Source organism: Pseudomonas sp., assembly GCF_035554175.1.
Taxonomy (GTDB): Bacteria; Pseudomonadota; Gammaproteobacteria; order Pseudomonadales; family Pseudomonadaceae; genus Aquipseudomonas.
On record NZ_DATMIV010000047.1, the window covers coordinates 86,329 to 102,933 of the forward strand.

A 16,605-nucleotide genomic window follows, 5' to 3' on the forward strand; every position below is an offset into this window, starting at 1 on the left:
CCATGCAGGCGCAAGAGCTGCTGACCATTCTCATCGCCGAAGACAGCGCCGCCGACCGGTTGCTGCTGTCTACCATCGTCCGCCGTCAGGGCCATCTGGTGCTGACGGCGTCCAACGGTGCCGAGGCGGTCGATACATTCAAAGCGCAACAACCCGATCTGGTGCTGATGGACGCCATGATGCCGGTGATGGACGGCTTCGAGGCGGCGCGGCAAATCAAGGCGCTGGCGGGTGAGGCCCTGGTGCCAATCATCTTCCTCACCTCGCTGACCGAGAGCGAAGCGCTCGCACGCTGTCTGGAGGCTGGAGGCGACGATTTTCTGGCGAAGCCGTACAACCAGGTGATCCTCGCCGCCAAAATCAAGGCGATGGATCGTTTGCGGCGTCTGCAGGCGATGGTGTTGCAACAGCGCGACCTGATCGCCAGGCACCACGACTATCTACTCAATGAACAACGCGTGGCCAAAGCAGTATTCGACAAGGTCGCGCATTCCGGCTGCCTGAGTGCGCCGAACATCCGTTACTTGCAATCGCCTTACGCACTGTTCAACGGCGACTTGTTACTCGCGGCGTACACCCCGGCCGGCGATATGCATGTGATGCTCGGCGATTTTACCGGCCACGGATTGCCCGCCGCGGTGGGGGCGATGCCGCTGGCCGAAGTGTTCTACGGTATGACCGCCAAGGGCTACGGCCTGGCCGAAACCCTGCGCGAGATGAACGCCAAGCTCAAGCGCATCCTGCCGGTGGACATGTTCTGCTGCGCCACTTTGCTGTGCCTGAGTTTCCAGCGTCGCTCGGTAGAGGTGTGGAACGGCGGCATGCCCGACGGCTACCTGCATCGCGTGGCCAGCGGCGAGCGTGTGCCGTTGCCTGCGCGGCACTTGCCGCTGGGGATTCTCAGCGCACAGGCTTTCGATGACCGCACAGACGTGTACCCGATGGCCGTTGATGACCGGGTGTTTCTGTTGTCGGACGGGGTCATCGATACCTGCGATGCCAACGACCAGTTGTTCGGCGTCGAGCGTTTGCAGCAGGTCTTTGCGGCAAACCGCGAGCGGGATCGGCTATTCGAGGATATCGAGCAGGCGTTGCGCGATTTTCGCGGGCAGGCCCGTGATGACGTGAGCATGGTCGAGATCAGTCTGCTTGAATCGGCGCAGGCGCAAGTCTCGGCGCCGGTGTATTCCGACAGTGGTCAGTCGTGCCCGCTGGATTGGTCAGCCAGTTTTGAATTTCGCGGTAACACGCTCAGGCGTTTCAATCCGTTGCCGTTCCTCTTGCAGCTGCTGCTGGAGGTGCACGGCCTGCGCTCGCAGAGTGGAGCGCTGTACAGCGTGCTCGCCGAGTTGTATTCCAATGCGCTGGAGCATGGCGTGCTGGGGCTGGACTCCAGCCTCAAGCGCGATGCTGCAGGTTTTGCCCGTTACTACGAGATGCGCGCGGCACGGCTGGCGTCGCTGCAGGACGGTTATGTGCGGGTGCATTTGCAGGTTCAACCGCAAGGCGAGGGCGGTTGTCTGGTCATCCGGGTCGAGGACAGCGGCAAGGGTTTTGACGTCGCCCGGGTCATGGAACGGCCGCTCGATGATGTCCGCCTGTCGGGTCGTGGCATCAGCCTTGTCCGGCAATTGGGCAGCAACGCCAGCTGGTCGGACCAAGGTCGTAGTGCTCGCGTGGAGTTTTCCTGGGAGATTGAGGCATAATCCGCCCATTCTTGATCAAGGAGTGAGCAAGTGACTGAATCAAACGTAGATCGCGACGTCCTCGACACTTTGCGCGAGGTGATGGAGGACGGTTATCCGGAGTTGCTGGAGACTTTTCTGGCGGACTCGGAAAACCGCCTGCACGAGTTGCAGGACAGCACCAGCGCCAAGGCGTTGTCAGATGTCGCCCATAGCTTCAAGGGTAGCGCCAGCAACATGGGCGCGACTCGGCTGGCTGAGTTGTGCCAGGATCTGGAGTCGCATGCCAAGGACAAAAGCCCGGAAGCACTCGCTCAACTGGTTGCCGATATCCATTCTGAATTCGCCGCCGTACGCCCGGTGTACGAAAACGAAAAGGACCCCGTCCATACCCACTGAAGCCGCCGTCCGGCGCTTTTCGCAAGTGCCTGGTCAAACTGGCCCGGCACTTGCAGTCATCTTGCTCAACTGTACCTACGATCCCAGTGCAGCGGAGACCGTGTCATGCCTGCGACCCCCAACATTCTTCTTCAGACCGCCGCCCAGGCCAAGGCGCAAGCTGCCTCTGCCAAATCGTCGGCAATGGCCGCAGACGCCGGGGACAAGGCTTCCAGCTTCGCCAAAGTGTTTGCCGACCAAGCGCCATCCAGGCCTGCCGTGAGCACTGACAACTCAGTCAAACCCGCGCGCGATAAAGTCGCTGACAATGCCGGCAAAAAGGATGTCGGCGAGGGCCAGGCTGCCGCGCCCGAGCCAGCGGTTGCCGATAGCGGCAAAGCGTTGCCTGCCGACCAGACAGTGGCGAGCGACGGCCAGACCGCCACTGATGATCAATCCACTGAACCTGTGCAAACCCCTGTGGCCGATACCGTGCCTGTAGACCCGGCGCTTGATCCTGCCTTGGTGCAAGTGGTTCAGCCGCTGGTGGCTGCGCCTGTGGTGCCAACGCCGGTCGCTGCCACACCGGCCCAACCGGAAACCGCAGCTCCTGCGTTGGCGGTCGTGCCGGGCATGGTCAAGGATCCGGCGGCCACCGACAGCGATTTCGATCCTTCGGCCGACCCGCTCGACTCGCTGCCGGCCGTGCGCATGGCGATGGAGCAGGGCGGGCATATTTCCGCCGCCAGCCAGACGCAAACGAAAGCATCCCCTGCCCAGGCTCAGGCCGACGGCGAATTGACCTCGGCGCAGAACTTTGCCGCCGGTATGGCCAGCATGCTCGACGTGCAGGCCGACAAGGACAGTACCAGTCAGGGCGGCGAGAAAGCCTTCAGCGGACTGATCGATGAGGGTCTGAAAGATCTGAAGTCGGCCACCAACGACACCCGTGTTGACGATTTCGCCAACCGTCTGGCGGCACTGACTCAGGCCGCAACGCCGAAAACCGCGAATGCGCTGCCGGTGAACCAACCGATCGCCATGCACCAGAGCGGCTGGACCGAAGAAGTGGTCAACCGCGTCATGTACCTTTCCAGCGTCAACCTCAAAGCCGCCGACATTCAGTTGCAACCGGCTGAGCTGGGGCGTCTGGATATTCGCGTGAACATGGTTCCCGATCAGCAGACCCAGGTGACCTTCATGAGCGCGCACCCAAGCGTGCGTGAGGCGTTGGACAGCCAGATGCACCGCCTGCGGGACATGTTCAGCCAGCAGGGCATGGGCCAGGTCGACGTCAATGTTTCCGACCAGAACCGTGGCTGGCAGGGTCAGCAAGGGCAGGAGCAGGCGCAGCAGGGCCAGAGTGGCCGGACCAGCGCTGCTGGTGGTCGCCTGGATTCGGCAGATGAAGAATTGGCACCGGCCACTGTGGCCGAAGTGGCGGCGCAGACCACCAGCGTCATCGGCACCAGCGCGGTCGACTACTACGCCTGATACAACGCAGAACCCAATGTGGGAGCGAGCCTGCTCGCGAATTCGGTATGACATTCGGCACATATGCTGACTGATTACCGCTTTCGCGAGCAGGCTCGCTCCCACATTTGTTTATGGCGCCGTTGAGATGACGTGCCGACATTTCTGGCATAACACTTGCTCTTGCCTTGCCGTGCGACTGTGAAACCCCCGATTAGTGACGGATTATTGGCATGGCGAAGAGCGAAGCTGCAGCAGTAAAAGACCCCGCAACCAAAGGCAAACTCAAGCTGATCATCGTGATCGTGCTGGCGTTGTTGTTGGCCATTGGTGCTTCCGTGGGGGCGACCTGGTTCTTCATGCACAGTGCCCAGAGCAAGCCAGCCGAGGCTGCCGACGCCGCGCCGGTTGGCAAGCAACCGGCGATTTTCGAGCCGATGGCCCCGGCCTTCGTTGCCAACTACAACCAGAACGGCCGCCAGCGCTACATGCAGGTGAGCATCACCATGCTGGCGCGTAATCAGGCCGATCTGGAAGCGCTCAAAGTGCACATGCCGGTTATCCGCAACAACCTGGTGATGCTCTTCTCCGGTCAGGATTTCGCCACACTGGCGACGCCGGTCGGGCAAGAGATGTTGCGCCAGAAGGCCACCGCCAGCGTCCAGGAAGTGGCGCAGAAAGAGCTCGGCAAAGTGGTGATCGAACAGTTGCTTTTCACTAATTTCGTACTGCAGTAGGAACACGACATGGCCGTGCAGGATCTGCTGTCCCAGGATGAAATCGATGCGCTGTTGCATGGCGTCGACGATGGTCTGGTACAGACCGATAACGCTGCCGAACCCGGCAGTGTCAAAAGCTACGACCTGACCAGTCAGGATCGCATCGTCCGTGGACGCATGCCGACTCTGGAGATGATCAACGAGCGTTTCGCCCGCTACACCCGCATCAGCATGTTCAACATGCTGCGCCGCTCGGCGGACGTTGCCGTCGGTGGCGTGCAGGTGATGAAGTTCGGCGAGTACGTGCACTCGCTGTACGTGCCGACCAGCCTCAATCTGGTCAAGATCAAACCGCTGCGCGGCACCGCGCTGTTCATCCTCGACGCCAAACTGGTGTTCAAACTGGTGGACAACTTCTTCGGCGGCGACGGCCGTCACGCCAAGATCGAAGGGCGCGAATTCACCCCCACCGAACTGCGCGTGGTGCGCATGGTGCTGGAGCAGGCGTTCGTCGATCTGAAAGAAGCCTGGCAGGCGATCATGGAAGTCAATTTCGAGTACATCAACTCGGAAGTGAACCCGGCCATGGCCAACATCGTCGGCCCGAGCGAAGCCATTGTGGTCTCCACTTTCCACATCGAACTCGATGGCGGTGGCGGCGACCTGCACGTCACCATGCCGTACTCGATGATCGAGCCGGTGCGTGAAATGCTCGACGCCGGTTTCCAGTCCGACCTCGACGATCAGGACGAGCGCTGGGTCAACGCCCTGCGCCAGGACGTACTCGATGTGGACGTGCCGATCGGCGCCACCGTGGCCCGTCGCCAGTTGAAGCTGCGCGACATCCTGCACATGCAGCCCGGGGATGTGATCCCGGTCGAGATGCCGGAAGACATGATCATGCGCGCCAACGGCGTGCCGGCCTTCAAGGTCAAGATGGGCTCGCACAAAGGCAACCTCGCGTTGCAAGTGATCGAGCCGATCGAGCGTCGCTGAAGCGGCGTTCTCACCCCACGCATTTAACTGAATTGTTGCCCGCCGAGGACAAATGATGAACGACGATATGAACGCCCAGGACGATCAGGCACTGGCCGATGAATGGGCCGCCGCCCTGGAGGAATCCGGTGATGGCAGCCAGGCTGACATCGACGCACTGCTCGCCGCCGATGCCGGCACTTCCAGCTCCAACCGTCTGCCGATGGAAGAGTTCGGCAGTGTGCCGAAGAACAACGATCCGGTGACCCTCGACGGCCCGAACCTGGACGTGATCCTCGACATCCCGGTATCGATTTCCATGGAAGTCGGCAGCACCGACATCAACATCCGCAACCTGCTGCAACTCAACCAGGGTTCGGTGATCGAGCTCGATCGTCTGGCCGGTGAGCCGCTCGACGTGCTGGTCAACGGCACCCTGATCGCCCATGGCGAGGTGGTGGTGGTCAACGAGAAGTTCGGCATCCGCCTGACCGACGTGATCAGCCCAAGCGAACGCATCAAGAAGCTGCGCTGAGTGAACAGGTTTCTCTGGACTCTGCTGGCATTGCCGTTGAGTGTGCTGGCTGCCGAGCCGAGCGCAACCGCCGCTGCGCCTGCCGCGACTGCGCCGATGGTCAACAGCGGCGTCGCCGGGCAGTTGACGCAATTGGTGTTCGGTTTGCTGCTGGTGCTGGGCTTGATCTTCTTCCTCGCCTGGCTGTTGCGCCGCGTCCAGCAAGCGGGGCCGGCGGGCAAAGGCCAGGTGATCGAACTGATCGGTTCGCGCGCGCTCGGCCCGCGTGACCGGTTGATGCTGGTGCAGGTCGGCAACGAGCAGATTCTGCTCGGCCTCAGCCCAGGCACCATCACTGCGCTGCATGTCCTCAAGGAGCCGGTCGAAGTGCCCAGTGCCAGTGAAAAGGCTACGCCGGAATTCGCTCAGCAGTTGCTGAAAATTCTCGGCAAGGATCAGAAGGATACGAAGTAATGGGTGCGCTCCGCATCGTCTTGACGCTGGCCCTGATGCTGGCCGCGCCGCTGGCGTTCGCCGCCGATCCGTTGTCGATTCCGGCGATCACGCTGGGCACCAACGCCGACGGCGCGCAGGAATACTCGGTGAGCCTGCAGATCCTGCTGATCATGACCGCGCTGAGTTTCATCCCGGCGGCGGTGATTCTGATGACCAGCTTCACGCGGATCATCATTGTCTTCTCGATCCTGCGTCAGGCCCTCGGCCTGCAGCAGACGCCATCGAACCAGATCCTCACCGGCATGGCGCTGTTCCTGACGCTGTTCATCATGGCGCCGGTGTTCGACCGGGTGAACAAGGACGCGCTGCAACCGTATCTGGCCGAAACCCTCACCGCGCAGCAAGCAGTGGAAAAGGCCCAGGTGCCGATCAAGGACTTCATGCTCGCCCAGACCCGCTCCAGCGATCTGGAGCTGTTCATGCGCCTGTCCAAGCGCACCGACATCGCCAGCCCGGATCAGGCGCCGTTGACCATTCTGGTGCCGGCGTTCGTCACCTCCGAGCTTAAAACCGCATTCCAGATCGGCTTCATGATCTTCATCCCGTTCCTGATCATCGACCTCGTCGTGGCGAGCGTGCTGATGGCGATGGGTATGATGATGCTCTCGCCGCTGATCATCTCGCTGCCGTTCAAGATCATGCTGTTCGTGCTGGTCGATGGCTGGGCGCTGATCATCGGCACCCTGGCCAGCAGTTTTGGAGGTGTTTCGCCATGACGCCGGAAGTCGCGGTCGATATCTTTCGTGAAGCGCTGTGGCTGACCACCATGATGGTCGCCATCCTGGTGGTGCCGAGCCTGCTGGTCGGCCTGCTGGTATCGATGTTCCAGGCCGCCACGCAGATCAACGAACAGACCCTGAGCTTCCTGCCGCGTCTGCTGGTAATGCTGGTGACCCTGATCATCGGCGGTCCGTGGATCGTGCAGACGTTCATGGAATACATCATCCAGCTGTACAAAAACATTCCGCTGGTCATCGGCTGAGCCATGCAGTCGCTGCTTCAGCTGACCGACACCCAGATCAGCACCTGGGTGGCGTCGTTCATGTTGCCGTTGTTTCGCGTCGCGTCGATGTTGATGGTCATGCCGGTGTTCGGCACCACGTTGATCCCGCGCCGCGTGCGCCTTTATTTCGCCGTGGCGATCACCGTTGTCATCACCCCGGCGCTGCCGCCGATGCCGGCCGTCAGTCCGCTGGATCTCAGCGGTCTGTTGCTGATTGGCGAGCAGATTCTGGTCGGCGCCGTGCTCGGCTTTTCCCTGCAACTGTTCTTTCAGGCGTTTGCCGTGGCCGGGCAGATTGTCGCGGTACAGATGGGCATGGGCTTCGCCTCGATGATCGACCCTACCAACGGCGTTTCGGTGGCGGTGATCGGGCAGTTCTTCACCATGCTGGTAACGCTGCTGTTCCTGTCGATGAACGGCCACCTGGTGGTGTTCGAAGTCCTCACTGAAAGTTTTACGACGCTGCCGGTCGGCGGTGGTTTGATGGTTGCGCATTACTGGGAATTGGCCGGCAAGCTCGGCTGGGTGCTCGGCGCCGCGCTGCTGCTGGTGTTGCCGGCCATCACCGCATTGCTGGTGGTCAACATCGCCTTTGGCGTGATGACCCGCGCCGCGCCGCAACTGAACATCTTCTCGATCGGTTTTCCGCTGACCCTGGTGCTCGGTCTGTTCATCGTCTGGGTGGGCCTGGCGGACATTCTCAACCAGTATCAACCGCTGGCCAGCGAGGCCCTGCAGTTGCTACGCGAACTGGCACGGGCGCGCTGAGTCATGGCAGAGAGCGAGAGCGGTCAGGACAAAACAGAAGACCCCACGGAGAAACGCAAAAAGGACTCCCGCGAGAAGGGTGAGATCGCCCGTTCCAAAGAGCTCAACACCCTTGCGGTGATGATGGCCGGTGCCGCTGCGCTGCTGATCTTTGGCGGCATGCTCGCGCAAGAATTGATGGATGTGATGCGCCTGAACTTCACCCTGTCCCGTGAAGTGGTCATGGATCAGGGCGCCATGGGGCGGTTTCTGCTGGAGTCCGGCCTGATCGCGTTGCTGGCGATCCAGCCGGTGATGATCACGCTGTTGCTCGCTGCGGTGATCGGACCGATATCCTTGGGAGGCTGGCTGTTCGCCGCAAGCTCCCTGGCACCCAAGTTCAGCCGGATGAACCCGGCCGCCGGTCTCAAGCGGATGTTTTCGTTCAAGGCCGTGGTCGAACTGCTCAAGGCACTGGCGAAGTTTCTGATTACCCTCGGTGTGGCGCTGGTGGTGTTATCCGCCGACGTCGATGACTTTCTGCGCATCGCCCACGAGCCACTGGACATGGCGATCATTCACAGCGTGTTGCTGGTGGGCTGGAGCACGCTGTGGCTGGCCTGCGGCCTGATCATCATCGCCGCCGTCGACGTGCCGGTGCAGCTCTGGGAAGCGCACAAGAAACTGTTGATGACCAAGCAGGAAGTGCGCGACGAACACAAGGATCAGGAAGGCCGGCCGGAAGTCAAACAGCGCATCCGCCAGACCCAGCGCGAAATGTCCCAACGTCGCATGATGGCCGCAATCCCCGAAGCCGACGTGGTCATCACCAACCCGACCCACTACGCCGTCGCCCTCAAGTACGACTCGGAGAAGGGCGGCGCGCCGGTGCTGCTGGCCAAGGGCAGCGACTTCATCGCCCTGAAAATCCGTGAAATCGCCGTCGCCAACAACGTCATGCTCCTCGAGTCGCCAGCCCTGGCGCGCTCGATCTACTACTCCACCGAACTGGAGCAGGAAATCCCCGGCGGTCTCTACCTCGCAGTTGCGCAGGTATTGGCCTACGTCTACCAGATCCGCCAATACCGCGCCGGCAAGGGCAAACGCCCGGATCCGCTCAAGGACGATCTGCCTATTCCTCCGGATCTGCGCCGCGACTCATAACGTTGAGCGTGATGCCGCTTGTCTGAAACCGCGCGCGCCCTGTCAACTCTGACAGGTGCGCTCGCCGCGCTTTTGCCGTTTGATGCAAGGTGGTACCGCGTGCCTGGCGCGGTCAGTCGAGCGAGTGCAAGGGAGCAGGGCAATGAAAGGTATCTTCAGCAGCTATGACGAAAAAACCGGCAAAGGCACCATCACGCCCAAGGCCTCTGGACGCTGCCTTTCCTTTGCCGAGGCGACCGGTTTCTTTCTGACGGCCAAAGAGTACCGCTTCAGCATTCCATTAGCCGATGCCCGACAGGCGAACATCAAGTTGGGCGGTGAGGTTGAGTTCGAATTGCCCGCGAGCAAGAAGGGCAAAGTCAAAATCCTCCGATATTGACCAGTCGATTACTCTCACCGCCAGCCAGCTGAACCAAAAAACGCCGCCCCTGTTTCAATGGGGGGGCGTTTTTTATGCCAGACCCAATGGGGACCGGCGCCTGCATTGATCACTGTGGCGAGGGAGCTTGTCGAATCGTCGCACCGTCCCGCTCGGCTGCGCAGCAGCCCAAGACCTGCCAACTCGCTCCATCATGCATCCCGCGTGCTCAGGTTTCACGACTGCTGCGCAGCCGCTGCATGGCGGCCGGGGGGGCGTATCGACGTTTGGGGTTAAAGCAGTGGGGACAGCAAAAACCGCTCTGGCTGTATTTTCCATTTACGAGGTGAATACCATTCGTCAGAAACAGGCGCGTACCTGTTAGTTCTTACAGTGGTCGAATCGTCTCGTGAGATGCTCAATAGTCCTCAAGATCCCAGGCAACCGCTAGGGACACCTAAGGAGCAGGACAATGATCGGTTTGATGGTGATGCCAACTGAGGAAATCGACGATACGCAACAGGATATTGTTCCCTTTGACTTGACCGGTGGACTTGGACTTTTTTCGCTATACGCTGCCAATATTCCTGGGCAGTTCGATGCCATCGATTTTCCGCCAGCGAAAGTGGGGGTCAACCGGCACTTGTTTTATAACAGCGCCAAAGGTCTCAAGGTGCTGGTTCAGGCCTATGAGAATATGGCTGCCCACGACACCATTCGTTTGTACGTCGATGAGACGCTGGCTGCGACGGTCGTGCTGCCTGAGGACCACGGTAATCTCGATGTAGTGATGTACATCCCTCCGGAGAAGGTTAAGGCCAGCGGCGTTTATAGCATGCGTTATGAGATCCAGCGCAAAAGCGGCCAGCCCCCCGAGGGGGTGGAAATTGACGTCTGGTTCAAGATTGATCCGCCGGGCGGCATCGATCCCGAGCCGGATTTGCCCGGCCATCAACGACTCAAGCCGGCTCGACTTGAGTTAAAGCCCGGGCAGGTCATCGATGAGGAGGTGGCTGCCGAGGGCCTCATGGCGATCATTCCTCCTTGGCCCTTCATGACCAAAGGGGACAAGTTGAAACCCTTTTTCCACGGCGTTGCTGTCACACCCCACACGGTGCTGGAGAACGAGATCGGAGAAGAAATCAGGGTTTTTATTTCGCCAGAGAATATCCGGGATGCGGGCCCCGCGAATCCGGCGGTGCTGGTCTATCAGATCGAAGATCAGGTAGAGAACGTCAGCGGCTTTTCGGAGCGTATGACCGTCGTCAGCGATCCAGACAAAAACTGGCTCGATCCGGTATTCGTTCCGCTCGCCGATGAAGATCTGGTCAACCTTGATGAGGTTGAATTCGACGACCTGGAGGTGCAGATCATTACGAGCAAGGGTTTTGCGAAGGGGCAGAAACTCCGGCTTCAATGGACGACTACGACGCAAAGCGGTGAAGTGGTCGAGCACAGTGAAGAGCAACCGATTACTCGTATTGGAATTCAGTCTTTCAAAATTCCCAATCCGATCGTGCTTGCCAGCGCGCCAGGGCAGGTGCAAGTGGATTACCGGCGCATCAAGGATGAGGGGGAGCCGGATCGCTCAGAAGTCTATATCTTCACCTTGCAAGGAAAGACGTTGCGACTGCCGGCGCCGTGCCTGACGGACCTGACAGGTGGCGCTCTGGATGCTGAACTAATCCGGACTGTGGTGTTGTGCGGTCCCGATGAGCGGATCAAAAAGGGCTTCAGAGTCACATTAACGTGGCTGGGAACCAGTGCCTCGGGACATCCACATCTGTATCAGACGTATCGCGACGTCAGCGACCGGTTGGTGGGGCAAGCCATTGCCTTTAATGTCGCCAGCAACCACATCGCTCCATTGATCCGAGGGTCGGTCGATGTCTCATATGAGGTCAGCCATGCCACGTTGAATCCTGCGCTGGCGTCGAAAAAACTGAATGCACGCGTAGGCGATTTCAAACCCGTCTTTCCTGCGCCGCTGGTCATTGGCACCATCGATGGTGTGCTTAATCCTCAGCATGTGCCGTACGGAACGGATATTCAGGTAGCGGCCGCTTCCTATACCCGCCTGGGAGACGTGGTGCATGTGGAAGGGCGAGGGGATGCGGGCGGCGTGGTTTTCCGGGACAAGCTGCTGATCGAGCACACAAGAGTAGGCAAGGATCTGGAGTTCTGGCTCGACGGCGAGGCTATCAAGTTCTATACGGAGCAGTTTTTCAGTTTGCTTTGGTGGATCGAGCGGCCAGACGAACTGCCGCAATCATCCGCATTGCTGGAGTTGTATATCGGCGACCCGGCGCAGTCGTTGCAGCCGCCAACTGTTCGCCGCGCTCCTGGTGATGTGCTTGACCCGTTGGAAAATAATGCAGGGGCCAGAGCGCGTATACATATAGCCAGTCCCCGTCCGGGTGATCAGGTTCGGCTGCTGGTTACCGGGGCGCCGGGGGAGGGTTCGCCGACGTTTACGCCTCAACCGTTGAATGCAGACAATGCTGCGGTTTTTTTGCTGCAGCCGTCATTCATTGTTGAGAATCGAGGAAAACAGGTTGAGCTGCGCTCCGAGCTGATCAGAAATGGCAAGGCGATACAATCCAAGCCTTTGATATTGACAGTGAAAACAATCAGCGACATGCATCCCGGACTGACCCGGCCGCAGATTGTAGAGGCGGGGAGTGTGCCGCTTATCGATCTGAGAGTTATCAAGACTGACCTCACGTGCGTGGTCAAGCCTCCGCTGCCGATTGCCGTCGTCGGGCAGCAAGTCTGGCTCACTGTCAGCAGCGAGGGCGTTGAGCCGTTAGTATTGCGCCCCGGTACTGCGTTGAATGCCGATGAAGTCGCTCAAGGCATCAGCGTCCCGGCCGCTCGAAGCTGGTTCTATGCGCTCAAGGATCTTTCTAGCTGTGAGGTAGCTTGCAAAATAGCGCTGGGAAGTACAGACACCGAAGACTCGGCGCTGAAACTTCCAGTGGCGCGGTATACCGTCAAAGTCACAGAAAAACTGGCGATTGATTCTCAACAGATGCTTTTGAATGGCTGGAAACTGTTGGGCGGCGCTGCGTATGGATTACGCGAGCGAGAGGTCGTCAACAATGTGCAAGTGCGCGTGCCAACGGGGGGGCGGCCGCCTTATACCTTTCATTCAGCCAATTCCGGCATTGCATCGGTCGATGCCAACGGCAAAGTGACGGGATTGAGTAATCAATCAACCACCATCACGGTGACGGATGCCGATGGAAATCAGGTTTCCTATCCGGTGCGGGTGATGAATGTCCACCGGCTGATATTGAACAATACCTTCATGACTGCAGCCCAGGCCGTTGCCTGGTTCAGGCAGTTCGGTGCCGTCAGCATGGACAACAATGGACAGCCCATGGGATGGGGGATTTTGCATACGAACTTTGTTGACGTGACACCCATCTATGGTGGACGGGGCTTGTATTACGGGCGGTTTGTGTCGGTCAATCTTTCATACCCACACTTGTATGCAATCGAACAGTCGTTGCTAGTGAGCGACGGGATCATGGGCGCTCGCAACGTGTTTCTATCTGATGGGGCGACTCGTTCTCGTGCAATGGGGTATTTCCCGACATAGTCAGTCAGGTTGGCGTCATGGCTGGAAGAGGCCGCGATCGCCGTTTCAGCAGTTCCCCGGACGGGACAAACCGTTGTGGAGCCGCCATTGTGAATCGTTCCTGCGCAGAGCGCGGGAACGATTTTCTGCACGGTGGTCAGGGACTAATTCGGCAACTCCAGATTATCCAGCACCCGATTCACCGCCAGTTCCCCGAGCATGATCAGTTGCGCAATGCCCATCAGCGCTCGGCGCTGTGATGGCTTGACCAGTCCGGCAAATTCCTGGGCGATGGTTTTGGCTGAGGCGAGGGTTTCGCAGGCGTTGGCCAGCAGGTCTTCGTTTTTGGTGTCGGCGGTGACGGCGTACATCGATCGCGGGGTGTACGGCGGTGGGGTCGAGCCGGGTGGGCAGAGGTAATGGTCGAGGGCGCGTTCGGCGGCGTCGTGGAGTTTTTTTGAATCGAGGGATTCGTAGGGGGAGGTGGGATCGGTTTCGGGTGGGTTGGGTGTGGGTTTGATCATGGTGAAGCCTCTAGAGTAGTGAAGCTGCCACCGTTCGCTGCTAACGAAGGAGGTGGCGGCTGTACGCGGGTTAGCAGACCAGGACTCTAGAACCCGGCGCACCGAAGTGCCCCACGCAAAGCCGCCATAACGGCAACGGACTTTGTGCGTCTAGAGATAACCCGGGCTGCTAAACCCGATCACTGAGGAAATCAGCGACCGGCCAACAATAGAACCTACCCCCAAGACGAACAAGCCGGCGGATTCTGGCGTAGCTGTAGGCAATGGCGCAAGGATATGTAGCGTAGAAGGCGTGTCTGCAGGTGTCTTTTAAACGCTGCGGTTTAAAAGACACCATTGGACGATTGTGTGGGTGAAATTGTGGTTTGTCACTAAGGAATGCTTGTGTGGAGCGGAGGTTTTTGTGCCTGAAGTTATGTGTTGGTTGCGAGGCCGCCTTCGTGTGCCAAGGTAGCTCCGGTTTATGTAGCACCCGATTTAGCACCTGCGATAAATTACGCGTCCCTTATAATCATGGAGTGATTGTTTAATAAGCTATCCATTAAAGATAAATTCATCTACCACGATGCCCTCCCCTTGCCCGCCTATTACGTTGAATTCCAATCTTGATATTTTTTCTCCAGCTTTCATAAGTGTTACACGTAACGGTGGGATGGTGATTGGAAGAGGCATCTGTGCAATTAAATCGTTTGTTTTGTTGTACCCTTTAACCCAGCTACCATTGAACTGAACTTCTCCTGCAAGAAAACTTACCTGAGAGTAAGAGTGTTTGAGTTCCAGGCTGGATGCTAGAATTAAAGCGCCCATGTTATAAAGAAACAGGGACTTCTCTCCTGTGCCATAGGTTCTTTTTTCGATCGATATGGTCCCATTTCCCGATAAATGAAAAATTTTCATGGATACGCCTTCTATATATTGTCCCGGTATAGAGATTAGTGCTGGCGGCCAGTTCTCGAAATTCTCCATGGTAATTAATGGGTTTTTTTGTAAGTTTAACTTTAAAGCTGGGAGTCTGATGGGTGGGGAGTTAGTGGTGCTGCTGGGCAATGCTTCAAGGAGTACCTCAAATTCGGTGTCGTGCTTAAGTGTTAAAAGTTTTTCTCTGGATACGCTTTCTTTTATTCCTGTTGTTTTTTCTGTTTCTGTAACTTTATGATCAGTCAATATTGGAAGTACGAAGGCATCGTCGTTGTTATCTTTTCCTGCGATTTTCAGATCTACGATATTTTCAGTGCTAATCCCCATCCAAGGTATCACGGTGATCTCGGCGGCTCCTTCAAACGTGTTCAAATCTAGCACTTTGTTATCCGGCGCCTGCGAAACTCTCGGAGAGGGCAAGCGTGCATCTCCATCCGCAATCTTCAATATGTTCACAGGCAAATTCGGCGACCTGCCAATCTGGGCGTCGTTGCGATTCAAATTCCAGCGCAGCTCAATCACCTTGCCATGCCGCGCCGCGAGAAACGCCTGGCTCAACACCGTGTTCACCCGTTTGTTGGTGTTGAACGGCACCAAAGGAAACGGTGACGAACCTGCCGGCGGATTGACTTCCACCAGCCTCGCTTTGTCACCGCTTAACGCTTCAGGGAATTCAATGCGCATCTTCACCCCGACCGGGTAGGCCAAGACATCAATCGGATCAACTGCCGGGGCGACGAGGAACGGCGGCTTCAGTTCAACCGGAGGTGTGCCTCTCACCTTGGCTTCCGCCGGGTTGGAGCTGGCCACCAGAATCTTATCGGTGTCGTACAGTTCATAGGTCACGGTTACGACGCTGCCTGCCAATACTTTCTCGTTGGGTACCTGAAGAAACAGGGGCTGTTTCACGCCGAACTGATCTTTTTCGACTGTACCCTCTACCCTATGGCCCACGTCGGGTTGCCCTGTGATTTTTGCGGTATAGGTTGCGACAACGTCGTAGCCCACCACAAAACGATTGTCTGTGGGCACGACGACCAGCCACAGGGGCTTGCCGTTCAGTTTTTCCAGGTCGATGAAATTGGGGTCATCGCTTGGGTCATCCAGGAGCTCCCGCAGAATCGGCTTCGGCAGCAGTTCGCCAGCCAGATCCTCCGCTACCGTCTGCACCGGTGACCACGTCGCGTCCCTATCCGGACCATTACCGAGCTGATCGGTGACGGTGTAGGAGAATTCCAGCTTTTTATTCTGACGGTGCGCGCTGACCAGGAACGCGCGGGTCACGGTGAAACAAATGGTGATAGGGGTTTCGTCACCGGGGTTCGGTGGTGGCGGCGCCTGATTCGAATTGACCTTGGACTTCAGCAGTTCGCCATTGCACTTGAGGGTGATGAGGTCATACGCCCGGCAATAGGGGTAGGCCACACACACCTCGGCGCTGACGAAGTCCGGGCCGACGCCGTTTTTGATCTCGTCTGGCAGAAACAGCTTGAGTTCGGAATGGCCGCCGGGTGAGTCGTACCGGTCCTTCAGGCCGGGGCGAATGCGGTTGTAGAGAATTGGAAGAGAGGGGGAAGTACCAAGATTATTGCTGTCACGGCGGAAGGTGTAGAACAGCCAGTTCTCCCGGTCGGCATGCATCCGGCTTTTATGAATGTGGGCAGTAATGATCGCGTTCGGGTCGATAACGGGTTTCGTGTCCAGTGCCTCTTCCTCATCCTCCAACCAAAGCTCCATGATATCTCCTTTATTCACGGTGCCGGCCGAGGGGGGATAGATAGTGACTGCCGCGCTGTCAACGATTTCAGAGGCGTCAAAAGCTGCCATGGGCATGCCGATAGCTCCGATAGCTGCGCCCTCGACGGACTCAGTCCGGACTATAGGACTTGGTAATTTCAGCTTGAGAACGGTGTTATCGGGCGGGGTAGAAGTGGACATGGTCGGAGCTCCTGCGTAGTGGGAACGGGCAGGAGTCATCAAAACGCTTAACTGCAAATTGCGCACCTGTCAGATCTGACAGGTGCGCACATGTTTCCGACGAGTGGTTG

Annotated in this window: 15 protein-coding genes; 13 read left to right on the top strand and 2 right to left on the bottom strand. The window is 58.3% G+C overall.

Annotated elements, in window-relative coordinates:
- The first annotated feature begins 2 nt into the window (after nucleotides 1-2).
- From VNV36_RS20575 to VNV36_RS20635, 13 genes are all read left to right on the top strand, one after another.
- Entirely contained in the window at nucleotides 3-1,706 is a 1,704-nt protein-coding gene (locus VNV36_RS20575) for an ATP-binding SpoIIE family protein phosphatase (protein WP_325719983.1), read from the top strand.
- 30 nt (nucleotides 1,707-1,736) lie between these two features.
- The gene (locus VNV36_RS20580; RefSeq protein ID WP_325719985.1) at nucleotides 1,737-2,084 is read left to right on the top strand and encodes an Hpt domain-containing protein; all 348 of its coding nucleotides are present in this window, start codon (nucleotides 1,737-1,739) and stop codon (nucleotides 2,082-2,084) included.
- 105 nt (nucleotides 2,085-2,189) lie between these two features.
- Entirely contained in the window at nucleotides 2,190-3,557 is a 1,368-nt protein-coding gene (locus VNV36_RS20585) for a flagellar hook-length control protein FliK (protein WP_325719987.1), read from the top strand.
- A 212-nt stretch (nucleotides 3,558-3,769) separates the two neighbouring features.
- Nucleotides 3,770-4,273 carry a flagellar basal body-associated protein FliL gene (gene fliL / locus VNV36_RS20590; protein ID WP_325719989.1) on the top strand — a complete coding sequence of 168 codons (504 nt, stop codon included), beginning with the start codon at nucleotides 3,770-3,772 and terminating at the stop codon, nucleotides 4,271-4,273.
- A gap of 9 nt (nucleotides 4,274-4,282) precedes the next feature.
- Entirely contained in the window at nucleotides 4,283-5,251 is a 969-nt protein-coding gene (gene fliM / locus VNV36_RS20595; RefSeq protein ID WP_003222890.1) for a flagellar motor switch protein FliM, read from the top strand.
- A gap of 55 nt (nucleotides 5,252-5,306) precedes the next feature.
- Nucleotides 5,307-5,765 carry a flagellar motor switch protein FliN gene (gene fliN / locus VNV36_RS20600; RefSeq protein WP_414705530.1) on the top strand — a complete coding sequence of 153 codons (459 nt, stop codon included), beginning with the start codon at nucleotides 5,307-5,309 and terminating at the stop codon, nucleotides 5,763-5,765.
- A complete protein-coding gene (gene fliO, locus VNV36_RS20605) occupies nucleotides 5,766-6,218 on the top strand; it encodes a flagellar biosynthetic protein FliO (RefSeq protein WP_325719994.1) in 453 nt (150 codons plus the stop codon). It abuts the gene before it with no gap.
- Nucleotides 6,218-6,976 (top strand): flagellar type III secretion system pore protein FliP, encoded by a 759-nt coding sequence (gene fliP / locus VNV36_RS20610; RefSeq protein WP_325719996.1) that lies wholly within the window; start codon nucleotides 6,218-6,220, stop codon nucleotides 6,974-6,976. Before fliO ends, fliP begins: the two co-directional genes overlap by 1 nt.
- Complete coding sequence (gene fliQ, locus VNV36_RS20615; protein WP_325719997.1) at nucleotides 6,973-7,242, top strand: flagellar biosynthesis protein FliQ; 270 nt, start codon at nucleotides 6,973-6,975, stop codon at nucleotides 7,240-7,242. Before fliP ends, fliQ begins: the two co-directional genes overlap by 4 nt.
- Nucleotides 7,243-7,245: 3 nt before the next feature.
- Nucleotides 7,246-8,031, top strand: a complete 786-nt coding sequence (gene fliR, locus VNV36_RS20620; RefSeq protein WP_325719999.1) for a flagellar biosynthetic protein FliR — start codon at nucleotides 7,246-7,248, stop codon at nucleotides 8,029-8,031.
- Between the two features lie 3 nt (nucleotides 8,032-8,034).
- Nucleotides 8,035-9,174 (top strand): flagellar biosynthesis protein FlhB, encoded by a 1,140-nt coding sequence (gene flhB / locus VNV36_RS20625; protein ID WP_325720000.1) that lies wholly within the window; start codon nucleotides 8,035-8,037, stop codon nucleotides 9,172-9,174.
- Between the two features lie 142 nt (nucleotides 9,175-9,316).
- On the top strand, nucleotides 9,317-9,553 hold the full coding sequence (locus tag VNV36_RS20630; RefSeq protein ID WP_325720002.1) for a hypothetical protein: 237 nt from the start codon (nucleotides 9,317-9,319) through the stop codon (nucleotides 9,551-9,553).
- A gap of 451 nt (nucleotides 9,554-10,004) precedes the next feature.
- Complete coding sequence (locus tag VNV36_RS20635; RefSeq protein ID WP_325720003.1) at nucleotides 10,005-13,136, top strand: immunoglobulin-like domain-containing protein; 3,132 nt, start codon at nucleotides 10,005-10,007, stop codon at nucleotides 13,134-13,136.
- A 143-nt stretch (nucleotides 13,137-13,279) separates the two neighbouring features.
- Here the strand turns inward: VNV36_RS20635 and VNV36_RS20640 are convergent, their stop codons facing one another.
- Together VNV36_RS20640 and VNV36_RS20645 are read right to left on the bottom strand one after the other, a co-directional pair.
- A complete protein-coding gene (locus VNV36_RS20640) occupies nucleotides 13,280-13,639 on the bottom strand; it encodes a DUF6124 family protein (RefSeq protein ID WP_325720005.1) in 360 nt (119 codons plus the stop codon).
- A 534-nt stretch (nucleotides 13,640-14,173) separates the two neighbouring features.
- Nucleotides 14,174-16,495: a hypothetical protein gene (locus VNV36_RS20645; protein WP_325720007.1), complete on the bottom strand. Its 2,322-nt coding sequence runs from the start codon at nucleotides 16,493-16,495 to the stop codon at nucleotides 14,174-14,176.
- Nucleotides 16,496-16,605: the final 110 nt, after the last annotated feature.